This is a genomic window from Chthonomonas calidirosea T49, assembly GCF_000427095.1.
Classification (GTDB): Bacteria; Armatimonadota; Chthonomonadetes; order Chthonomonadales; family Chthonomonadaceae; genus Chthonomonas; species Chthonomonas calidirosea.
In genome coordinates this window covers 2,675,949-2,694,904 of the sequence record NC_021487.1, presented here as the reverse complement: position 1 = coordinate 2,694,904, position 18,956 = coordinate 2,675,949, and the positions used below count along the sequence as shown (strand labels likewise).

At 54.4% G+C, this 18,956-nt stretch carries 22 protein-coding genes; 11 read left to right on the top strand and 11 right to left on the bottom strand.

Annotation, left to right across the window (positions count from 1 at the left end):
* Nucleotides 1–83: 83 nt before the first annotated feature.
* The 4 genes from CCALI_RS11255 to minE all read left to right on the top strand — a co-directional run bounded on the left by CCALI_RS11255 (nucleotide 84) and on the right by minE (nucleotide 2,763).
* Nucleotides 84–722, top strand: coding sequence for a sigma-70 family RNA polymerase sigma factor (locus CCALI_RS11255; RefSeq protein ID WP_016483608.1), 639 nt, complete (start codon nucleotides 84–86; stop codon nucleotides 720–722).
* 81 nt (nucleotides 723–803) lie between these two features.
* The gene (locus CCALI_RS11250) at nucleotides 804–1,403 is read left to right on the top strand and encodes an anti-sigma factor family protein (protein ID WP_016483607.1); all 600 of its coding nucleotides are present in this window, start codon (nucleotides 804–806) and stop codon (nucleotides 1,401–1,403) included.
* Nucleotides 1,404–1,646: 243 nt separating this feature from the next.
* A complete protein-coding gene (minD, locus tag CCALI_RS11245) occupies nucleotides 1,647–2,462 on the top strand; it encodes a septum site-determining protein MinD (protein ID WP_016483606.1) in 816 nt (271 codons plus the stop codon).
* Between the two features lie 25 nt (nucleotides 2,463–2,487).
* Nucleotides 2,488–2,763 carry a cell division topological specificity factor MinE gene (gene minE / locus CCALI_RS11240; RefSeq protein ID WP_016483605.1) on the top strand — a complete coding sequence of 92 codons (276 nt, stop codon included), beginning with the start codon at nucleotides 2,488–2,490 and terminating at the stop codon, nucleotides 2,761–2,763.
* A gap of 4 nt (nucleotides 2,764–2,767) precedes the next feature.
* On the opposite strand, the gene CCALI_RS11235 is transcribed toward minE, so the two are convergent.
* The 6 genes from CCALI_RS11235 to CCALI_RS11205 form a co-directional block, all read right to left on the bottom strand.
* Nucleotides 2,768–3,613 carry an MBL fold metallo-hydrolase gene (locus tag CCALI_RS11235; protein ID WP_016483604.1) on the bottom strand — a complete coding sequence of 282 codons (846 nt, stop codon included), beginning with the start codon at nucleotides 3,611–3,613 and terminating at the stop codon, nucleotides 2,768–2,770.
* A gap of 9 nt (nucleotides 3,614–3,622) precedes the next feature.
* Nucleotides 3,623–4,585 (bottom strand): ribose-phosphate diphosphokinase, encoded by a 963-nt coding sequence (locus CCALI_RS11230; protein ID WP_016483603.1) that lies wholly within the window; start codon nucleotides 4,583–4,585, stop codon nucleotides 3,623–3,625.
* 217 nt (nucleotides 4,586–4,802) lie between these two features.
* The gene (glmU, locus tag CCALI_RS11220) at nucleotides 4,803–6,275 is read right to left on the bottom strand and encodes a bifunctional UDP-N-acetylglucosamine diphosphorylase/glucosamine-1-phosphate N-acetyltransferase GlmU (protein WP_016483602.1); all 1,473 of its coding nucleotides are present in this window, start codon (nucleotides 6,273–6,275) and stop codon (nucleotides 4,803–4,805) included.
* 155 nt (nucleotides 6,276–6,430) lie between these two features.
* The gene (locus tag CCALI_RS11215; RefSeq protein WP_016483601.1) at nucleotides 6,431–6,865 is read right to left on the bottom strand and encodes a DUF1844 domain-containing protein; all 435 of its coding nucleotides are present in this window, start codon (nucleotides 6,863–6,865) and stop codon (nucleotides 6,431–6,433) included.
* Nucleotides 6,866–7,052: 187 nt separating this feature from the next.
* Nucleotides 7,053–7,394, bottom strand: coding sequence for a histidine triad nucleotide-binding protein (locus tag CCALI_RS11210; RefSeq protein ID WP_016483600.1), 342 nt, complete (start codon nucleotides 7,392–7,394; stop codon nucleotides 7,053–7,055).
* A gap of 21 nt (nucleotides 7,395–7,415) precedes the next feature.
* Nucleotides 7,416–7,787: a phage holin family protein gene (locus tag CCALI_RS11205; RefSeq protein ID WP_016483599.1), complete on the bottom strand. Its 372-nt coding sequence runs from the start codon at nucleotides 7,785–7,787 to the stop codon at nucleotides 7,416–7,418.
* Nucleotides 7,788–7,928: 141 nt separating this feature from the next.
* On the opposite strand from CCALI_RS11205, the gene CCALI_RS11200 reads away from it, so the two are divergent.
* The 3 genes from CCALI_RS11200 to CCALI_RS15370 all read left to right on the top strand — a co-directional run bounded on the left by CCALI_RS11200 (nucleotide 7,929) and on the right by CCALI_RS15370 (nucleotide 11,116).
* Complete coding sequence (locus tag CCALI_RS11200) at nucleotides 7,929–9,197, top strand: MFS transporter (protein ID WP_016483598.1); 1,269 nt, start codon at nucleotides 7,929–7,931, stop codon at nucleotides 9,195–9,197.
* 103 nt (nucleotides 9,198–9,300) lie between these two features.
* Nucleotides 9,301–10,083, top strand: a complete 783-nt coding sequence (locus CCALI_RS11195) for an outer membrane lipoprotein-sorting protein (RefSeq protein ID WP_016483597.1) — start codon at nucleotides 9,301–9,303, stop codon at nucleotides 10,081–10,083.
* Nucleotides 10,084–10,105: 22 nt separating this feature from the next.
* Nucleotides 10,106–11,116, top strand: coding sequence for a YcjF family protein (locus CCALI_RS15370; RefSeq protein ID WP_016483596.1), 1,011 nt, complete (start codon nucleotides 10,106–10,108; stop codon nucleotides 11,114–11,116).
* Between the two features lie 3 nt (nucleotides 11,117–11,119).
* Here the strand turns inward: CCALI_RS15370 and gatA are convergent, their stop codons facing one another.
* Nucleotides 11,120–12,586, bottom strand: a complete 1,467-nt coding sequence (gene gatA, locus CCALI_RS11185) for an Asp-tRNA(Asn)/Glu-tRNA(Gln) amidotransferase subunit GatA (protein ID WP_016483595.1) — start codon at nucleotides 12,584–12,586, stop codon at nucleotides 11,120–11,122.
* A gap of 3 nt (nucleotides 12,587–12,589) precedes the next feature.
* A complete protein-coding gene (gene gatC / locus CCALI_RS11180; RefSeq protein WP_016483594.1) occupies nucleotides 12,590–12,883 on the bottom strand; it encodes an Asp-tRNA(Asn)/Glu-tRNA(Gln) amidotransferase subunit GatC in 294 nt (97 codons plus the stop codon).
* Nucleotides 12,884–13,027: 144 nt separating this feature from the next.
* Here gatC and CCALI_RS11175 point away from each other — a divergent pair, with 144 nt between their 5' ends.
* The 3 genes from CCALI_RS11175 (at nucleotide 13,028) to CCALI_RS11165 (ending at nucleotide 15,016) form a co-directional block, all read left to right on the top strand.
* Nucleotides 13,028–13,348: an ArsR/SmtB family transcription factor gene (locus tag CCALI_RS11175; RefSeq protein WP_016483593.1), complete on the top strand. Its 321-nt coding sequence runs from the start codon at nucleotides 13,028–13,030 to the stop codon at nucleotides 13,346–13,348.
* A 79-nt stretch (nucleotides 13,349–13,427) separates the two neighbouring features.
* On the top strand, nucleotides 13,428–14,552 hold the full coding sequence (gene arsB, locus CCALI_RS11170) for an ACR3 family arsenite efflux transporter (protein WP_016483592.1): 1,125 nt from the start codon (nucleotides 13,428–13,430) through the stop codon (nucleotides 14,550–14,552).
* Nucleotides 14,549–15,016 carry an arsenate reductase ArsC gene (locus CCALI_RS11165; RefSeq protein ID WP_016483591.1) on the top strand — a complete coding sequence of 156 codons (468 nt, stop codon included), beginning with the start codon at nucleotides 14,549–14,551 and terminating at the stop codon, nucleotides 15,014–15,016. Before arsB ends, CCALI_RS11165 begins: the two co-directional genes overlap by 4 nt.
* Here the strand turns inward: CCALI_RS11165 and panC are convergent.
* From panC to CCALI_RS11150, 3 genes are read right to left on the bottom strand one after another with little or no spacing between them, the layout of a single operon-like run.
* Nucleotides 14,979–15,878: a pantoate--beta-alanine ligase gene (gene panC, locus CCALI_RS11160; RefSeq protein ID WP_016483590.1), complete on the bottom strand. Its 900-nt coding sequence runs from the start codon at nucleotides 15,876–15,878 to the stop codon at nucleotides 14,979–14,981. The genes CCALI_RS11165 and panC overlap by 38 nt on opposite strands.
* A 2-nt stretch (nucleotides 15,879–15,880) precedes the next feature.
* The gene (panB, locus tag CCALI_RS11155) at nucleotides 15,881–16,696 is read right to left on the bottom strand and encodes a 3-methyl-2-oxobutanoate hydroxymethyltransferase (protein ID WP_016483589.1); all 816 of its coding nucleotides are present in this window, start codon (nucleotides 16,694–16,696) and stop codon (nucleotides 15,881–15,883) included.
* A gap of 8 nt (nucleotides 16,697–16,704) precedes the next feature.
* Complete coding sequence (locus tag CCALI_RS11150) at nucleotides 16,705–17,550, bottom strand: RecB family exonuclease (protein ID WP_016483588.1); 846 nt, start codon at nucleotides 17,548–17,550, stop codon at nucleotides 16,705–16,707.
* A 309-nt stretch (nucleotides 17,551–17,859) separates the two neighbouring features.
* On the opposite strand from CCALI_RS11150, the gene CCALI_RS11145 reads away from it, so the two are divergent.
* Nucleotides 17,860–18,879: a Domain of unknown function (DUF4380) gene (locus tag CCALI_RS11145; RefSeq protein WP_016483587.1), complete on the top strand. Its 1,020-nt coding sequence runs from the start codon at nucleotides 17,860–17,862 to the stop codon at nucleotides 18,877–18,879.
* The last annotated feature ends 77 nt before the right edge of the window (nucleotides 18,880–18,956 follow it).

The window sequence follows — 18,956 nt, the reverse complement described above, 5'->3', positions numbered from 1 at the left end:
GGCCTCCCCTCTTCTCGAAAAAAGGATAGACGGGAACTTCTGCCTCAAAAGAAGCCGTAAGGCAAAGAGGAGGCTGCAAAGAAATGGATATTGCGAATCTCGTCACCACATCGGCAAAGGCACAAAACGATCGTGAGGAGTTCGACCGCCTCGTGCGGCGATGTCATCGGCAAGCCTACAACATCGCCTACCGTCTCACAGGCAACCATGCCGACGCTGAAGACCTTACTCAAGAATCGTTTCTCCGTGCCTATCGCTTCTTCGATCGCTATAACCGATCGATGCCCTTTGAAAATTGGCTCTACCGCATCATGTCACGTGTCTTCATTGACGAGCTTCGCAAAAAACCCAAATGCCACATCCAGTCTCTCGACCAACCTCTCCCCGGTAACGATAATGATAGCGATATCCTCCTCGAAATTCCCGACCCCGATTCCGATCCACAAACCATCCTCATGAACCAAACCCTCGAAGAAAACCTGCAACTCGCCCTTAACTCTCTTCCCGTAGAGTTTCGTGTGGCCGTTGTGCTTGCAGATATCGAGGGGCTTTCGTACGAGGAGATCGCCCAAAGCATGGGCTGCTCGTTGGGAACCGTTCGTTCGCGGCTGCACCGGGGTCGCAAAATGTTGCGCAAGAAACTGAACATCTTTCCCAAAGAAGAGACCGCCGATGACGAAAACGATTCGTACACCGGCTTGGGCATAGAGGAAACAGCTTAAAATTTGGCCTATTGCTCCTTTTCGCAGTCGGTTTATCAACTTTTACATAGAGGAAAACTAGAGAGATAGGAGAGCCTAAGAGTGATCTGCTACAAAGTGAAATCTCTTCTTTCTGCTTATATTGATGGCGAGCTATCTGAAGACGAGTATCGGTTTGTTACCCTGCACCTGCAACGCTGCGCAGCGTGCCGTAAAGAACAACAGGAGCTTCTTACAACGAAGCGGCTCCTTTCTTCCCTACGGGTAAAAGTGCCACGATGCGATATTCCGGAACAGATCGCTCGTCGTCTCGACACTCAAACTGGCCCTTCTGTAGTGCAAAGCTTCAACTGGCAGCATTTCCTAAGAGAGCTATTTGCACCACCCAAACTCTCTCCGCGCTTCACGGTTCTCATGGTTACATTCTGCATTCTACTGGCTTTTCTTGCTTACCGCAAGCATCATCAGCCGCCTACCATCCTTTGGCATTCAGGCGGCAACACTGTTGCCTCCACGTTTACCAACGATATGCTTACCCCAAGCGACAGTGAAGAATCGCCTTCCTATACCTTTGTTCCTACCCAACCGGTTACCTATCAGAACGCCGAGCCTATTCTCCCGCTCCATCCTGAAACGTTCCCTTCTTCGTTCTCTATCCTGTACCACCAGCGTTTCTTGCCGTTCACTTTCCCGAACCACTAACATCCGTTCCCCATCCTCTATTAGAAGCTCTTCTTCGCGAAGAGCTTCTCTTTTTTTGCCGATTTCTGGGCACCTCCAAGCGTTCAGGGGATCGATTTCGCGCTTGAGATTTTGATTGTGACCGAGACGATCGCGCTCCACATTTTAAACGGAGGATAGTTTTTAGGAGAAGGAGGCGCGAAAGGAGCGGGTATAATATCCATCTAATTGCAGCAAGATCACCCTTTTAGGAGAACGCCCTCCATGACATGTGAAGCACGGGTCATTGTCATCACCTCTGGTAAAGGCGGTGTTGGCAAAACCACCACCACGGCCAACATAGGCGTAGCCCTCGCCGCGCTCGGCGACAAAGTGGCCTTGGTGGATGCGGATATCGGGCTGCGCAACCTCGATCTCGCCCTAGGCCTTGAAAACCGCATCGTATACGACATTGTGGATGTGGTGGAAGGCCGTGCAAAACTGCGCCAAGCGCTTGTGCGCGATAAACGTCACCAAAACCTCGTTCTGCTTCCCGCAGCGCAAACGCGCGATAAAAGCGCCGTAAGCCCTCGCCAAATGCAGCAGGTCATCACAGAGCTAAAAGACGAGGGGTTCGGGTTTATCCTCATCGACTGCCCTGCCGGCATTGAACAGGGGTTTCGCAACGCCACCGCCGGCGCTACCGAGGCGATCGTGGTAACGAACCCTGAAATGGCCTCCGTACGTGACGCCGATCGCATCATCGGCCTGCTCGAAGCGCAAGAGCTGCGCGACCCCATGCTCGTTGTAAACCGTATTCGCGTGCAGATGGTGAAAAACCAGGAGATGCTCGGTGTAGAGGATGTGCAGGAGGTGCTCGGTAAATCGGTACGCCTTTTGGGCATCGTGCCCGACGACGAGAGCATCATCACCTCCACAAATCGCGGCGAGCCTGCTGTTCTCAGCGAAAACAGCCTGGCAGGGCGAGCCTTTCACAACATCGCACGTCGCCTTCGCGGAGAAGAGGTGCCTTTTTCGGAATTAGAAGAAAAAACCGGCCTTTTAGAGCGGCTGCGCAAGATGTTTGCCGGAAAGAGATAGACGTTCGGGAGAGAGGAGCGGAGCCATGGCAATGAATATTCTAGAGAAACTGTTCGGGCGGGGAAGCCGATCGCCACGGAGCGTGGCCAAAGACCGCCTACACCTGGTGTTGATGCACGATCGGGCTGCTATCTCCCCGGCCATCATGGACGAGATGCGTATCGAGATCCTTAAAGTGCTGTCGCGCTATATGGACATTGATGAGAGCGCCTTGGAGATGAATGTGGAGCGGGAAAACAACACCGTCGCCCTCATTGCCAACGTCCCCATACGGCGTATCTACACAGAAAAGCTAGAGTAACCCTTCACGGCAGCGACACTCGTTCCCCAATCGGCCCTATCCAATACGGCACTCCAGGATATTTGGCCTCCAAAAATTGGGTGAACTTCGTTGGGTCCTCTTGGTTGCCCACGAACATATCGTAATGCGAAGGGACTACAAGTCGAGGACGCAGCTCGCCGGCAAGTTCCACAGCCTCTTGGAAAGTGAAGTTGCCTATGATGCCCCGACGATAGCGTTCGGCATCGCGCCCGTTAATAGGCAAAAAGAGCACGTCGAAATGCGGCCATTGCTGCAGGGTCGAGAGCAACCCCTCATACATAATCGTATCGCCGGAGTGGTAGAACCGCAAGCCGTCTGCTTCTACTACATAGCCTAAGTAGGGAAAGCCCACTTCGGGCTTTTCGTCGAAGAACTCATGTTTGCTTTTAATGGCCGTAATACGCGCTCCTCGCTCCTCTAAAACTCCACCGGCATTGAGAGGTCTTAAACGTTCGGCGGGGATGAGCGCCTCCTGAAGCATTCTCTCGGTTTCGGTGGGGGGACACACAAAAAGCGCTTTGGGCGAGGCTTGAACCATGGCACGCAGGGTCTCTGGACAAAGGTGGTCGCCATGGCCATGGGTTACCAACACAAAATCGGCATAACGCCCCTCTGCAGGGGTAAGCGGCGGCGGATTACACCGCGATTCCCAGGCGGCAAACCAGGGATCAATGTAGAAAACCAATGCACCCACCCGTACCACAAAGGTGTGTTGACCTAACCACCAAAACGCACCCCGCTCCGTTGGGTCACAAGGCCGTGCGATGTCCTCAAGAAGCCGCGTATGCGTCTGGGCTGTGGCGACGCGCACCTTCGATTCGCTTCTCATGGCCGCTCTCTAATGATGCCCATAGTTAATAAACAGCTCACTCACCGAGCTATCCTCGTGAATGCGTCGGATGGCATCGGCAATAAGAGGCGCCACCGAAAGCACCTTGATCTTGGGGATACGCTTGTTCTCCGGCAGAGGCACCGTATCCGTTACCACGAGGGTTTCAAGGGGAGAGCACTGGATACGCTCCACCGCTCTGCCCGACAACACAGCGTGTGTGCAACAGGCATGAACAGCGGCGGCTCCCCGCTCCATCAGCGCTTCAGCTCCTTGTACAATCGTTCCAGCCGTGTCAATCATATCGTCAATCATCACGCACGTTTTGCCTTCCACATCCCCGATGATCTCCATGATCTCCACTTTATTGGGCGCGGGTCGCCGCTTGGCAATAATGGCAATAGGGGTATTGAGGTGTTCGGCTAAGGCGCGCGCACGCGCCACGCCGCCTACGTCGGGCGATACAACCACCGTATTCCCGTTATACAGCCCTTCAGAGCGCAGATATTCGGCGATAATAGGGCCGGCGTAGAGATGGTCAACCGGTAGGTCGAAAAACCCCTGAATTTGGCCGGCATGCAGGTCTACGCACAGCACCCTGCTAGCACCTGCCGTGGTGATGAGGTTGGCCACCAAGCGCGCGGTTACCGGCTCGCGAGGACGCACCTTCTTGTCCTGGCGTGCATAGCCGTAGTAAGGCAACGCTACGGTGATTCGACGGGCAGAGGCCCGCCGAAACGCATCTATCATAATGAGCAGTTCCATGAGGTTGTCGTTCACCGGAGCACACGTAGGCTGAATAATAAAGATGTCTTGACCGCGCGCGCTCTCCTCGATCTTCACCCCAATCTCACCGTCGGAGAACTTACTGACCTGTATCGCACCAAGCTCGATACCAAGCTCTCGAGCAATTTTTGCCGCCAACTCCGGGTTGGCGTTCCCTGTGAAAACGCGCAGGGTGTTGGTTTGCATCCGCTCTCTCCTTGCCATAGGGCCTGTAATCGCTCAGATACCGCCTCGCAGGACGGTGTTCTTTCGGCGGGCAAAATAGGGCACGGCCCTCCCGCTCTTTTAGATGGTCTGCTCGTCCTCCGCGTACCCCTAGATGCGCCAATTTTCACGCAAAACCAGAATTGGTTGCCTATTGCGCGCACACGAAACGCAAAAAATTTCGTTTATAGAATCTACCTTATTTAGAGGCGTTCTTCTGCTCCCCTTTATTGGCTTTGCGTTGCCTATAGTCTGCCGCCCACCCCTCCTTCACCGTCTGGTAGGAGCGGGCGATGGCCAACGCATCGGCGGGCACGTTGGCCGTGATCACAGAGCCCGCTGCCACGAAAGCACCCTCACCAACCTCCACCGGCGCCACTAGCGTAGAGTGGGAGCCGATAAAGGCGCGAGAACCTATCCGTGTACGGTGCTTTTGGTAACCATCGTAGTTACAGGTTATGGTGCCGGCGCCAATATTGGTTCCCTCCCCTATCTCCACATCGCCCAGATAGGAGAGATGCGACGCCTGGACACGCGGGCCCAGTGTGGCGTTCTTAAGCTCCACAAAGTTCCCTATACGCACCCCTGCCCCTAAATGCGAGTTGGGACGAACCTGGGCATAGGGGCCGACACGCACATCATCTTCTAATACGCTATCGACTAGCCAAGAAGCGTACACCTGCACCCGATTCCCCAGCCGACATCCTTCAATACGCGCAAACGGTCCCAAAACGCACTCTTCTCCGACCTGTGTTCCCCTTAACAAGAGCGTATTTGGGTGAATAACGCTGTCTTGCCCAACCGTTACATCTACATCTATCCAGGTGCTCATGGGGTCTACCACGGTTACTCCGGAGAGCATAAGGTCTTCCAATAGACGCGCCCTCAGCAACGCCGCAACCTGTGCAAGCTCTACCCGTGTGTTAATACCTAGCGCCTCCTTGGGGTCTTCCAAGGCCACCGTTTCCACAGGTGCCCCTTGCTGCACAAACCAGCCGATGACGTCCGTAAGGTAGTACTCTCCTTGAGCGTTGTTTGGGCGCAGCTGGGCAAGCGCCTCCCAAAGCCGCGATCCATCAAAGGCATAGATAGACGAATTGCATTCGCAACATCGGCGCTGCTCCGGCGTGGCATCACGCTCCTCCACAACCCCGATCACACGCCCCTTCTCATCACGAAGAATACGACCGTAACCGGTCGGGTTTTGCAGCTCCATCGTCAACATAACAGCGGGAACATGAGTCCGCACTCTGGTCTCAACAAGCTGTCGAAGAGTCTGTGGGCGCAATAGGGGGGTATCTCCGGCTAATACAAGCACAGTATGTGGCCAGCTTGCCAAAAGGCTTTGAGCAGCGCGCACAGCATCTCCGGTGCCCAGAGGCCGCTCTTGATGCGCAAACTCCAGTAGGTGCCCATCCGGTATCGCCTCAATAAGCCCCGAGCGCACCCGCTCCGCTTCATGCCCCACCACCACGATCACGCGCTCGACGCCGGCCTCCCTACAGGCCCGAACCACATGCGCCGTAACGGGCAAACCGCAAAGAGGATGCAGCGATTTTGGTAGACGCGAGCGCATACGGGTAGATTTGCCGGCCGCAAGCAGTACAGCTACCGTGGGCGGCAAGGGCTGTTCCCCTTCAGAAGAGACATCTTGGTAAGTGGCGTGTGTCATGCAGATAACTCCATCCGACGAAATCGCTTTCGAGCACAGAAAGGCCCCCTATGCCCGCCTTCAGCCTATCTTTCCCCCAATTGGAGGAGAAAGAATCCGCCACCTAGCCGTGTCAGAGGCGTTTCAAAGGGAGAAGTGCGGCCTAGAACACGCCTTCATTTGGCACGAGCAGCGTAGTTAAGGCGTAGATCGGTTAAACGACGTCGCAGTTCACGCAACTCCTGCTCCGGCAGATCGCGCTCCACTTTGCTCAAAAGAAACTGCATACAGTCTATGGCAAGCTGCGCCGCCGGTAGGTTCTCCTCGGCTTGGCCGGTTTTAGGGTTTGCATGAAGCCCCAAAGCGCGCCACGCATGAGCATCAAAAATACCTACGAGCGCTAACGCCAGCTGTTTTACCTCCATCTGTAAAGCAATGAGAGGCAACAACATCTCCGGGCTTGGCATCCCCTCTTCGCTCTTGGGGGATACCGTATCGGCTGTTGGCTGAGATGATGACGCTTCTACAGACGATGGCTCCGCCTCCTCACGCTCGGCGGCGGTTGACGCGCGACGGTCTATCACACGAAAATCCGGTGTCTGATCTTCCATCGTCCCCCTCCCTCAGGCTCCTGAACCCTCTAATTTCCCATCTCTTGCCCTTCTGCAGAAGAGAGTATAGCACAGATCGAGGCCAATTACCAAGAAATTTTTGCTATACAGGACTAGGTAAGTCTTCCAGAGTGGGGTTCTCCTTATCGCGTGTGAGAAGGCCAAGGCATCTGTCGCCCCTAGAGTGTTAGCCGGGAGGCCACGTCATAAAACGACCACCAAGAATGTGCCAATGAAGATGATAAACTGTCTGTCCACCATTTTCCCGACAGTTCACCACCACACGAAAACCGTCGTCGGCAAGCCCCAACTGCTTGGCCACCTCCTGCACGCAACGCAAAGCTCGGCCAAGCAGAGCGGTGTCCTCTACGTCCAAAAGAGTGGCGAAGTGTTGGCGAGGTATCAGCAGGACATGTACCGGGGCCTGCGGGTTCAGATCGCGAAAGGCCACAAACTCGTCGTTCTCGTACACCTTCTCTGCCGGAATGCTTCCTTCAGCGATCCGACAAAACACACAGTTTTCTGCCATAACTCCTATCTCCCTAAATGTTTAACTGCGCTCTCCCCTATCCTTTAAAAAGAAGTTGAGAAGTCCGCTAATAAGTCCCATCGCGATAAAGCCGAACAGGGCGGCCTTTGGACTGGTGATACGAAAGGTAGGAAGCACTGTGCCCAGAATCCAAAAACAGGCCACATTCAGAGCAAATCCAAATAGCCCAAACGTGAGGCAGTTGATAGGCCAGGCAAAAAAGAGGATGATGGGACGAATCAACGAGTTAAACAGCCCTAATATGACCGATACCAAGAGGATGGTGACCACATACTCCGTTCCCTTTGCGTGAATCTGAATGCTTGGGTAGAACTGAACCAGAATGTAGAGCGCGAGCGCACTCACAGCCCATCGGGTAATCCAATTGCGCACAGCTACACCTCCTCAAAATTGCATAGGGGATTCGCCACGCTAAAAGTATACCCCTCTCACAGCGGTCTGCAGGAAGTCGCTTAGGCGAAGGTGTATATATAGAGCAGTTTCGAGAAATAGAGAGAGGAGTAAAGAGAACCCATGCCTTTTTTCTTACGGATGCGCCTAATTCTCATGATGTTTTGGGAGTATGCCGCCTGGGGTGCCTGGATGCCTATCATCAGCGACACATTAGAACATCGAGGGATCAGCGCTACCAGTACGGGCGCGATCTTCGGAGCCTTCTGGCTTGGGTGCGTCATCACCCCCTTCATCGGCGGGCAGATTGCCGACCGCTTCATGCCTAGCCAGATATTCCTCGGGATTGCCCATATTCTCGCGGCCATTGCAGCCTTTACCATGGCACACCAGCATTCCGTCATCGGCCTCTATGCCTCCATGCTGGCATGGTCGCTCGTTTTTGCCCCCACGTTGGGCATCACGAACTCCATTACCTTGCACCATGTTTCGCGCTATGTGGAGAACGAAAAGATTCGTGAACGCGAGTTCTCCATCATTCGTACGGCGGGCACCATCGGGTGGATTGTGGCCGCATTTCTCTACTTAGCCTATACACGGCTCACCCACTATCAGGCGGAAAACCTCAACACCCCCATCGCAGAGATGATGCTTACCGGCATCCTCAACCTCGTGATGGCCGTCACCTGTTTCTTTATCCTTCCGAACACGCCGCCCGTGAAAGAGAAGAAGGTAGATCCTCTAGCCTTTCGCGAGGCATTTCGTCTTTTTCGAGAGGTGCCCGGCTTCACCATCTTTATCATCATCTCCTTCTTTGCCGCCACGGAGTTCATGTTTTTCTATAATCTCTCGGCCCCCTTCCTCGACAGCCTGCACATACCGCGCAACCTCATCCCCATCACCAAGTCCATTAGTCAAGCCACCGAGGTCATCGCGCTGGGCGTGCTGTTGCCGCTTTGGTTGCCAAAATTTGGCATGCGCTGGTGCCTACTCATCGGCAGTTTTGCGTGGCCGTTGCGCTATTTTATTTTTGCGCTTCAAAAACCGCTCTGGCTTGTGGTGGCCTCGTTGGGCCTGCACGGCTTCGGCTATGCCTTTGTCATGGTGGTACAGCAGCTCTACATAGACCGCGTGGCGCCGCGCGATATTCGGGCAAGCGCCCAAAACATGATCAACTTCTTCACTTTGGGCGTTGGTAACGTCATCGGTAGCTACTTTAGCGGATGGGTACAACAGCATTTCACCGTGAACGGCCAAACCGATTGGCCACCGGTGTTCATTCTTCCCGCCATCACCACGCTGATCTGCGCCGTGGCCTACATGTTTACCTTCCGAGATGAGGATGTGGAACGCATTGCCGCCCTCAGAGAGGAGCAAGCGGTGGCGGTATAACCCGCACCGTGCGTCACATGAGAAAGACGTGTGCGTTTTGGACGTATAGTAGGAGGGTAGACAAACCCTCCCCTATTTTATGGAGAGAAGGAGAAGAAAGAAGGTGCCTTTCGCGTATGACCCTGCTCGGAGAGCGTTTTTAACCTCAGCGATAGGGCTCACAGTGTTATCTTGCTATCACCCATCGCAGGCTCTAGCCGATGCCATTAGCCCCGACATTCAAAGCTATGTGGTGAAAGACCTGCAGGACTTCCAGGCCTATATTCACCTCTTACGTTACAACGCAGAAGCGGGGCGACGTATCAACAAGGACTTTGGCTTGATCTACGAGTGGATGCAAAAAGCCCAGGGTGATTTGCTTGTTCGCTACAAAGAACCCGACATGTTTCGCCTAGATGGCCGTTTTGGCGCCCAATCGGGCGTGTTTATTATCAACGGCACCACACAGATCGTGCGGCTGAGTATAGGGTTTAAAGATGTGCGTGACCTTGGCAAGAGCCCTGGGAAACGTAAAACCCTCTTGGACATGGGGCTCATCTCCCCATACTATCTCTCCTACACCGAAGCTGAGTTTCAGGGAGTGCGTCCGTTTAAAGGGATTCCCTGTGCTGTCTTCCGTATTAGCTACCGCGATAAAAACCTCGACACCTCTTTTCGGCTTGTATGGATAGACCCCAAAACACATGTTACTCTAAAACGTGAGGAGTATAGCCAAGAGGGAAAACTTCTCTCTATTTGGTACTATAAGAACATCAAAAAGATAACATCAGAACTGTACATGCCCACCGAGATAGAGGTAGACGATAATCAAGGGGTGCTGGCAGGGGCCACCACTTATAGAGACATTAAGGTGAATATCCCCATGCCGGACAGCCTTTTTAAGTAGGCGTGTTCACAAGGAGAGAAACATGGAATGTGCGGGTGTGAAGCTTCCAGGGCCGAAAAGCTTTTGGGAGATCGTAAAGAGTGTAAGCGCAGCGGAAATAGCGCGTGAGGCACAACGGCCGATTCATCTTGGCATCGTTGGACCAGCAGAATCACGCGAGCCGATCATCCGCGCACTCCACTGTCTTCCTTCCGACGACTCCATGCCCTCTCCTACCGCCTCTCGCGTGGTCCCAGGGGCTACTTCCCTCTCTGTTTATAACTCCTTTGCAGAAGAAGACGGTTTTCCTCATGCACCCGACTATCACGACGTCATCATCGCCCTCACAGATTCTCGTGAAGGGGCGCCAGAAGGTGCCCCTATCTATAGCGTTTCCGAGCTAGGCGGCTGGGCCAACACATTGGCGCGTATTCTAGAGGACAAACCCGATCTTGCTCTTGCTTTAGCTCGCAGTTTTCCTTCCTTCCGCCCCCTAGTAGCCCGAAAAATCATCCAACAGACCGCCCTGGTCAATGCCGAGTTCGCCATGCTCTCCGGCCTTGTGGAGCAGGTGCCTCTGTTAGGAGCTATCGGCATTCCCGGAGCTGCCTTCAGCGACATCGTGGTCCTCACCAAAAATCAGGTGATGATGACGATGCGCTTGGCCGCCATTTATGGGCTAGAGGTGGATTTTCAAAGCCGCCTGGCCGAGCTGGCGCCGCTGCTCGGCAACGCCTTTGGATGGCGCGCCATCGCCCGTGAGTTGGTTGGCCTCGTGCCAGTTTTTGGGTTTGTTTCACGCGCCGCTATCGCCTACGCAGGAACGATCACCGCGGGGCGGGCCATGCAGTTCTACTACGAAACCGGACGCCGTATGAGCGCAGCACAGATCCGACAGCTGTATCGGGAAGCCTTTACCGCCGCAAAACAGAAGCTACGTGGGCTTACACCTCAAAAAGCTCGTAAGGCGCTCCCTTCACCTTCAGAGCCGCTCCCTATAGAAACCATAGAGCGCGCGGAAACTCCGGAAACGGTGGAAGAGAGCGCCCGCTAAACGCTAATTCTCTGCGATCTTTGGATGGTGCCGATGCCAACCGGTAGCCTGTTCGTAGGCATGGCCGATGCGCAAAAGCGTGGTTTCGTCAAAAGGCTTTCCGATAAGCTGTAAACCCACCGGTAACCCGTTCACGAAACCGCAGGGCACCGATAGGCCGGGAAGCCCCGCCATATTCACTGGAATGGTGCACACGTCAGCCAGCTTCATCTCCAACGGATCTGCCTTCTCCCCTATGCGGAAAGCAGGAGTAGGAGAGGTCGGCGTAACAAGCGCATCAAAACGCTCGAAGGCACGGTCGAAATCGCGACGTATCAGGGTTCGCGTCTGTTGGGCACGACGATAGTAAGCATCATAGTAGCCTGCGGAGAGCGCATAGGTTCCCACAACGATGCGCTGCTTTACCTCGGTGCCAAACCCCTCGTCGCGCGTTTTCTCGGTGAGCCCGATATGGCCGACCCACTCTTTCGAACGTAAACCATAACGCACCCCATCAAAACGTGCCAGGTTGCTGCTGCACTCCGCTGGGGCAATGATGTAGTAGGCGGCCAGAGCGTAGTCGGTGGTGGGAAGGCTGCACTCCTCTACAACAGCTCCTAAATTGGCGAGCACCTCAATGGCCTGCTGCACCGCAGCAGATACCTCAGGCTGCACGCCCACCCCAAAATACTCCTTCGGCACGCCCAGCCGTAACCCCTTTATCTCCCCAGTCAGCGCCCCCACATAGTCGGGAACCTCCAGGTTAAGACATGTGGAATCGAGGGGATCATGGCCGCTAATAGCCTGCAGCAAGAGGGCGCAATCGGCCACCGTGCGCGCAAAGGGGCCTATCTGGTCGAGCGAGGAGGCGTAGGCGATAAGCCCATAGCGGCTTACCCGCCCATAGGTCGGTTTCATACCGACAATACCGCAGAGCGCCGCTGGCTGGCGGATGGAGCCCCCTGTATCGGAACCGAGAGCGAGTGGAGCCTCTGCCGCTGCCACCGCGGCCGCAGAGCCGCCAGAAGAGCCTCCTGGCACGCGCTCCAGGTCCCATGGATTGCGAGTCGGCCGAAAACCAGAGTTCTCAGTGGAGGAACCCATGGCGAACTCGTCCAAATTCGTCTTGCCCAAAAAGACCATCCCGATTTCACGAAGACGGGCTACCACGGTGGCATCGTAGGGCGGCACAAAATTGTAAAGAATTTTCGAGGCGGCGGTCGTGCGAATTCCACGCGTGCAGAGGTTATCCTTTAGCGCGATCGGGATGCCAGCTAACGGATGGAGCGGCTCCTTACGGGCACGCTTCTCATCTACCGCCTTCGCCTGAGCGAGCGCCTCCTCCGGGGTCACGGTGAGATAGGCCTGAATATGGGGGTCTAGGGCCTCAATGCGCTCCAGAAACAGGGTGGCCAGCTCCTGAGCGCTTACCTCGCCTTTGGCAAGAGCCGTGCGCATGGCCGCCACAGACCAAAAATGCCGTTCGGACATGGCTTACGCGTCCTCCACAATGCGAGGAACCACAAAGTAGCCCTCACGCGCCTCAGGCGCGTTGGCCAATAGCTCCTCACGTGACATAGATGGCATGACTTGGTCAGGGCGTAAAACGTTGTAGACAGGGATAGAATGCGATGTCGGTTCGACCCCTTCAAGGTCGAGCTGCTGAAGTTTTTCGAACTGCTGCAACAGGTTGTTAATGTTCTGGGCTTGTTGTAAAACCTCTTCGTCGGTGAGCTCCAGGCGCGCCAAAAGCGCCACCTTTCGCACCTCTTCCGGAGTTAAAGCCATATCGGTTCCTCAGCTCCCCCTAAATTTCTTCTACGTGGAATTGATTATAGCACGGATAGAAGGATATGTTCTTGGAGACACGACGTGAAGCACCGCTGCTAGGGTATAATCTATCGTAAAAGGGCGATAAACGAGGTGATGTGAATGGAGTGTCAGGCCGATGCAGCTCCCGAAACGATCTCGGAAGCGAGGCTGCAACAACGTCTACGATTGGCAAAACTTTGCAAGGCGCTAGGGCATCCGGCACGTCTTCAAATCCTGCAGTTTCTTGCAACGGTTCCCACCTGTTTTTGTGGCGATATCGTCAAACAGCTTCCTCTCGCCCAGTCCACCGTGAGCCAGCACCTCAAAATTCTCAAAGAGGCCGGCTGGATTCAGGGGGAGATCGAAGGCCCTCGAACCTGCTACTGGCTCCATCAAGAGACATTGGCCGAGTTCAAAGCGCTCGTGGCAGAACTACCCTAATTTTTTACATTGATTTTATCGTTTTTCGACGATAGACGATAAAAACAGAAAACACTAAGAAAAGAAAGGAAGACGTTTCTTGAAACGAATCTCCATAAGAGACCGCTGGCTAACCGTATGGATTGGCCTCGCCATGCTCCTAGGGCTGGGCATCAGCGCCCTGTGGCCTGCATTCTCTACCTGGATTGGCCGGTTTCAGATAGGCACGATCAATGTGCCAATTGCAATAGGTTTGATTTTGATGATCTACCCACCTTTAACCAGGGTAAACTACGAGGCGCTACCTATCGTCTTTTCCAGCAGAAAAATACTGGTACTTTCCCTCGTGCAGAACTGGGCAATCGGCCCTCTGCTGATGTTCATGTTAGCGCTGCTCTTTTTCCATCACTCTCCCGACTTTCTGGCGGGCCTGGTGCTCATTGGGTTGGCACGTTGCATTGCCATGGTACTGGTTTGGAATGAGTTGGCCGAAGGGAATACAGAGTACGCAGCGGGGCTAGTCGCTTTCAACAGTGTGTTCCAAGTGCTGTTCTATGGCCTCTACGCTTGGTTCTTTCTAACTCTGCTGCCCCCGCTGTTTGGAGTCAGAGCAAGTCGAATTCATGTTGCAATAACGGCGATTGCTTCAAGTGTGAGCCTCTATTTGGGGGTTCCCTTCATAGCCGCCCTTCTAACGCGCTTTGTTCTCATCTCTAAGCGCGGTTCTACGTGGTATGTCGAACGGTTCTTGCCCAGTATCCAACCGTTAACGCTCGTTGCCTTGCTAGGTACAATAGGGATTATGTTCAGTATTAAGGGAAAAGCTATTCTGCATGATCCCGCCGAAGTGCTTCATGTAGCGATTCCTCTACTCCTCTATTTTGTCCTTATGTTTCTGGTTAGCTTTGCGATGGGAAAGGGGATAGGAGCTCCCTATGCGCAAACGACCACGATCGCCTTCACGGCGGCTAGCAATAACTTCGAGTTGGCCATAGCGGTGGCCATATCGCTTTTTGGCATCGGCTCACCAGAGGCTTTTACAGCCGTTATCGGTCCTCTCATCGAGGTTCCTGTTATGCTCGGGCTCGTGCATGTCGCCCTCTTTTTGCAACGTTGTTATTTCGGAGACATTTCAGCAGGCTCGGCTACCGTGCCGTCTGGCGATGCGATAGGATGCTGTCATTCCCTTACAGACCAAAATATCCTGTTAGAGGAGGAAAGATGAAACAGAAAGTGCTCTTTCTCTGCACACACAACTCGGCACGTTCCCAAATGGCCGAAGGGCTACTACGCGCCTTGGCAGGCGAGCGTTTCGAGGCCTATAGCGCCGGCACAGAGGCGACCTTTGTGCGCCCTCTCGCTATCGAAGTGATGAAAGAGATCGGCATAGACATCTCTGGGCAGACCTCAAAGACGTTAGAACGCTACCTGTCTGAACCGTTTGATTTTGTGATCACCGTCTGCGATGCAGCCGCGGAGGCCTGCCCTAGCTTTCCGAACGCCAAACGGCGCTTCCATTGGTCGTTGCCCGACCCTTCGAGAGCCACCGGCTCCGAAGAGGAGCAACGAGATCTTTACCGCCTGGTGCGGGATAGGCTGCGGCAATATATCGAAGAGGAGCTCCTTAAAACCGCAGAACCCACAGACTCCCCTAACCCTTCTCCCCACGACGCAGCTGCATCGGGGTGAGAGAGGCTCCCTGAGCGGTCAGCAGCATGTTATCTATGAGTCGTGTGGTGCCAATGCGCACAGCTAACGCCACCAAGACGGTATCCTGTTCTCCAATGGTTTTAACAGACTCCAAAGTTTCCGGGTTCACGATGGCCACATAGTCCACCCATGCAGAAGGCTCCAGCCCCAGAAAGGCCTCCATCTCTTTTCGGATCTTCTCTGCATTGCGTTCGCCCCCGCAGAGAGCTTGCTGGGCAAGCAGCAGAGCACGGAACAACACCGTTGCTTTTTGCCGCTCCTCTGGGGAAAGATAGGCATTGCGTGAGGAGAGGGCAAGACCATCGGGTTCGCGCACCGTTGGCAGCACCACGACCTCAGTCGGGATATTGAGGTCACGAACCATGCGTTCTATAATAACCGCCTGCTGATAGTCCTTCTGTCCGAAATAGGCTCGGTCGGGCTGTACGATGTTCAGCAGTTTCGTCACCACCGTGGCGACTCCAGCAAAGTGGCCGGGTCGGTGGATGCCCTCAAGAGGACGGCTGAGGTGTTCGACTTCCACTTTGGTCTGAAAACCTGCCGGATACATCTCTTCGACATCGGGGGCGAACACCGCATCTAGCCCAACGGTTGTGGCTAGTTGGAGGTCTTGTTGCAGGGTTCGTGGGTAGGACTGAAAATCCTCGTTTGGGCCGAACTGGGTAGGGTTTACGAAGATGGAGGCCACAGCGATATCGCAGTCGGCCTTTGCTCGTCGAAACAGGGAGAGATGCCCCTCATGCAGGGCCCCCATGGTGGGCACAAACCCAACCGATTTTTCTTCTTGTCGCAAGCTATGTAAATAGGTACGTAACTCAGCAATTTGATGAAACAAGCGCATCTTTATAAACTTTGCTCCTTTGAAGGAAAAACTCCTCTACGAACTTCTTCGGCATAACTGCGCAAAGCGCTCTCGATCTGTTCTCCGATGTTGGCGTATTGCTTTACATGGCGGAAGGGACGTCCTGGCGGAATGGCCAGAAGATCGTGCCAAACCAACACCTGCCCGTCGCAGGCGGGGCCGGCTCCAATTCCTATGGTAGGTATCGAGATCGAAGCGGTGATCTTGGCCGCAAGATCGGCAGGGATCATCTCTAACACTACACCAAAGGCACCTGCTTCCTCAAGCGCCTTCGCATCCGCTACCATTCTCTCCGGAGCCTCCGGCTCACGCCCTTGCAGCCGATGCCCTCCTAACAGATGCACCGATTGGGGAGTTAAGCCGATATGCCCCATAACCGGGATGCCCGCACCGGTTAGTTTTTTTATTAACCCTGCGATCAACGCACCTCCCTCAAGCTTAACCGCCTGCGCTCCTCCCTCCTTCAGCAGACGAATAGCGCTTCGCATGGCCTCCTCCTCTCCTATTTGATACGAACCAAATGGCATGTCGGCAAGTAATAACGCCCGATGAAGGCCACGCCGGACAGCTTGAACATGGTGCAGCATCATCTCCAAGGTAACCGGGAGGACATCGGCAAAGCCAAGCATGGTCATTCCCACCGAATCCCCAACGAGAACAACATCCACCTCGGCCCGCTCAGCCAACAAGGCGGAGGGGTAATCGTAGGCCGTTACCATCACGATTTTCTCGTTCTGCGCTTTCCTAGCGCGCAGCTCCGGCACTGTAATTCGCCCACGCCTCTCTTTGCTCTGCATCCTCTTATCTACTCCGACTCCGCATTGTGAGGAGGAGGTTCCTCCTCACAAACATCCTCTCGCCTCTTCGATTGCTGCCAAAACCGGGTGCAGCGCAACAGAAAGTCGCACGTATCACAAAGAGGAATACGTTTGGGGTAAACCTCCGTGAAATCGGTCTGCAATATCTGTTCTACGATTCTATCAAGGTCTTTGGCGAACTCTTCAAGCGCGTCATCACTAAGGGCTACCGTAGCTGCCTCCCCTGTGCGCAGGCAATAGATAGTCGCACAAACCGGAGCTTGGGGATAAAGCCGCTTTACCAGCAGTTGATAGCAACACATCGCAAGGCTAGAGGCCACGTCCTCTGGGGTAACCGTGGTAAGCCCGCTTTTATAATCAATGATCTCTAAAGTGCCGTCCGGATGGCGGTCAATCCGATCCACTCGCCCTTGAAGAATATAGCGGCCCATATCGTAAGAGAGCGTCTTCTCGGTCGCAAAAAGCTCACGCGGCTCACTACGCTGGGTTATCTCTTGTCGGTACGCAGCAACGATCTGCTCGCCCATCGCCAGATGCTGCGCCTCCTCTGCCGCGTCGGTGTAGCCGGCCTGCACCCAGTTTTGCCGTAGCGACTGCACCAGCTCCTCAGAGGTCAGTGATGCGCCTTGCTCGTGAAACTGGCGTAAAACGAGGTGCAGCGTGGTGCCAAAGCTATAGGAAGCACGGGGACGTTGGTAAAATCTACCGATACGATCCAGATAGATATAACGGTACTTTACAGCACACTCCAGGTAGGTCGCGATTCGCGTGGGGCTAAAGATGGGTTTGCGTTTTGCACTCTCCGATCCATCTGTTGTTTGAACTGTGCGCATAGATGATAGCTTCCTTCTCTGCATCAAAAGCCCAGGGAACGGTGCCCCACGCTATGCGCTATTTTACCGCAACTTGGAACCTCACGAAAAGTGCTCGCTCGCAGCTTGATGGAGTTCATCCCACCTGCAAAGCTCTACCTCCGCGGGAATTGGGGTGATCTCAAGAGATGCTCTACCTCTTCGTAGAGGAAGCCTTCACCTCTGAGCTTAAGAGTGAATAGACCAAACGTTATTTCTCCAAAAAGCAGGAATCGGTTGGAGAGAGAGAGAAATAGGAGAACGCTTCACTCTACTATTGGAGGCCTCTGCATGACATTTCACATTCCATCAAGCACTTGGCTTCTGCTGGCTCTGTTTGTCATCGGTGCGGGCAGTGCGGCGGAAGCCCAGGTAAAGATCGAACGCGATGTGCCCTATCTTGGCACTCCGCACAATATTCGCATCAGCAACGGCACCGTTGAGCTGATTCTAACGACCGACTACGGCCCGCGCATTATGCGCTATGCCTTCGTGGGCAGCGGCGACGACGGCAATATGTTTGCGACTATCCCCGGTGTGACCCTTAGGACCGAGCTGGGCGACTGGTATATTCGAGGTGGCCATCGTCTTTGGCATGCACCAGAAGCCATTCCGCGCTCCTACGTTCCCGACAACAACCCGATACAAGCCGAGATTGACGGCAATACGGTAAAGCTCATCGAGCCAGTAGAAGAGGTAACCAACATCCAGAAAGAGATATGGGTGACCCTCGATCCTCAAGGGAGCCACGTCACCGTGGTGCACCGCCTCACCAACAAAGGGCTTTTTCCGGTTCAGATGGCCTGCTGGGCGCTCACTGCGATGAATGCCGGAGGAAAAGCCATCTTCCCTCAGGAGCCCTATGTCTCACACGATGCCGATATCAGCCCAGCGCGCCCGCTAACTCTTTGGAAATACACCGATATGTCGGATCCTCGTTGGATGTGGGGCAAACAGTTTATTACCCTCACCCAAGATCCCAACCGTTCGGCCCCCCAAAAAATCGGTATCGGCGACCATCAAGGGTGGGCCGCCTACTACCGTAACGGCAACCTCTTCCTCAAACGCTTCAACTATCACGACGATCAAACCTACCCCGACTTCGGCTGCAACGTCGAAAGCTTCACCAACAACGTCTTCCTTGAGCTAGAGACCCTGGGGCCTCTGGAAACCGTGCCGCCAGGTGGCACCATTACCCACACGGAGCAATGGTGGCTCTTTAAGAATGTAGACCTCGGCACCGGAGAGGCCGGCATCGCCGCCGCTCTCCAGCCCATCCTTGAAGAGACAGCCCCCGCCGCCACAAAATAATCTCCTCCTTGCGGCCGTGGTCTTATATCATCTACAGACCGCGGCCGTCCCGCTTTTGAAACCAGTAGACTACAAAA

Coding starts and splice junctions, on each gene's coding strand:
- minD (WP_016483606.1), top strand. CDS start 1,647: ATGACATGTGAAGCACGGGTCATTGTCATCACCTCTGGTAAAGGCGGT.
- CCALI_RS11145 (WP_016483587.1), top strand. CDS start 17,860: ATGACATTTCACATTCCATCAAGCACTTGGCTTCTGCTGGCTCTGTTT.
- CCALI_RS11255 (WP_016483608.1), top strand. CDS start 84: ATGGATATTGCGAATCTCGTCACCACATCGGCAAAGGCACAAAACGAT.
- glmU (WP_016483602.1), bottom strand. CDS start 6,275: ATGACACACGCCACTTACCAAGATGTCTCTTCTGAAGGGGAACAGCCC.
- CCALI_RS11200 (WP_016483598.1), top strand. CDS start 7,929: ATGCCTTTTTTCTTACGGATGCGCCTAATTCTCATGATGTTTTGGGAG.
- CCALI_RS15370 (WP_016483596.1), top strand. CDS start 10,106: ATGGAATGTGCGGGTGTGAAGCTTCCAGGGCCGAAAAGCTTTTGGGAG.
- gatA (WP_016483595.1), bottom strand. CDS start 12,586: ATGTCCGAACGGCATTTTTGGTCTGTGGCGGCCATGCGCACGGCTCTT.
- CCALI_RS11230 (WP_016483603.1), bottom strand. CDS start 4,585: ATGCAAACCAACACCCTGCGCGTTTTCACAGGGAACGCCAACCCGGAG.
- minE (WP_016483605.1), top strand. CDS start 2,488: ATGGCAATGAATATTCTAGAGAAACTGTTCGGGCGGGGAAGCCGATCG.
- CCALI_RS11150 (WP_016483588.1), bottom strand. CDS start 17,550: ATGCGCACAGTTCAAACAACAGATGGATCGGAGAGTGCAAAACGCAAA.
- CCALI_RS11235 (WP_016483604.1), bottom strand. CDS start 3,613: ATGAGAAGCGAATCGAAGGTGCGCGTCGCCACAGCCCAGACGCATACG.
- CCALI_RS11215 (WP_016483601.1), bottom strand. CDS start 6,865: ATGGAAGATCAGACACCGGATTTTCGTGTGATAGACCGTCGCGCGTCA.
- gatC (WP_016483594.1), bottom strand. CDS start 12,883: ATGGCTTTAACTCCGGAAGAGGTGCGAAAGGTGGCGCTTTTGGCGCGC.
- CCALI_RS11165 (WP_016483591.1), top strand. CDS start 14,549: ATGAAACAGAAAGTGCTCTTTCTCTGCACACACAACTCGGCACGTTCC.
- panC (WP_016483590.1), bottom strand. CDS start 15,878: ATGCGCTTGTTTCATCAAATTGCTGAGTTACGTACCTATTTACATAGC.
- CCALI_RS11175 (WP_016483593.1), top strand. CDS start 13,028: ATGGAGTGTCAGGCCGATGCAGCTCCCGAAACGATCTCGGAAGCGAGG.
- panB (WP_016483589.1), bottom strand. CDS start 16,696: ATGCAGAGCAAAGAGAGGCGTGGGCGAATTACAGTGCCGGAGCTGCGC.
- CCALI_RS11210 (WP_016483600.1), bottom strand. CDS start 7,394: ATGGCAGAAAACTGTGTGTTTTGTCGGATCGCTGAAGGAAGCATTCCG.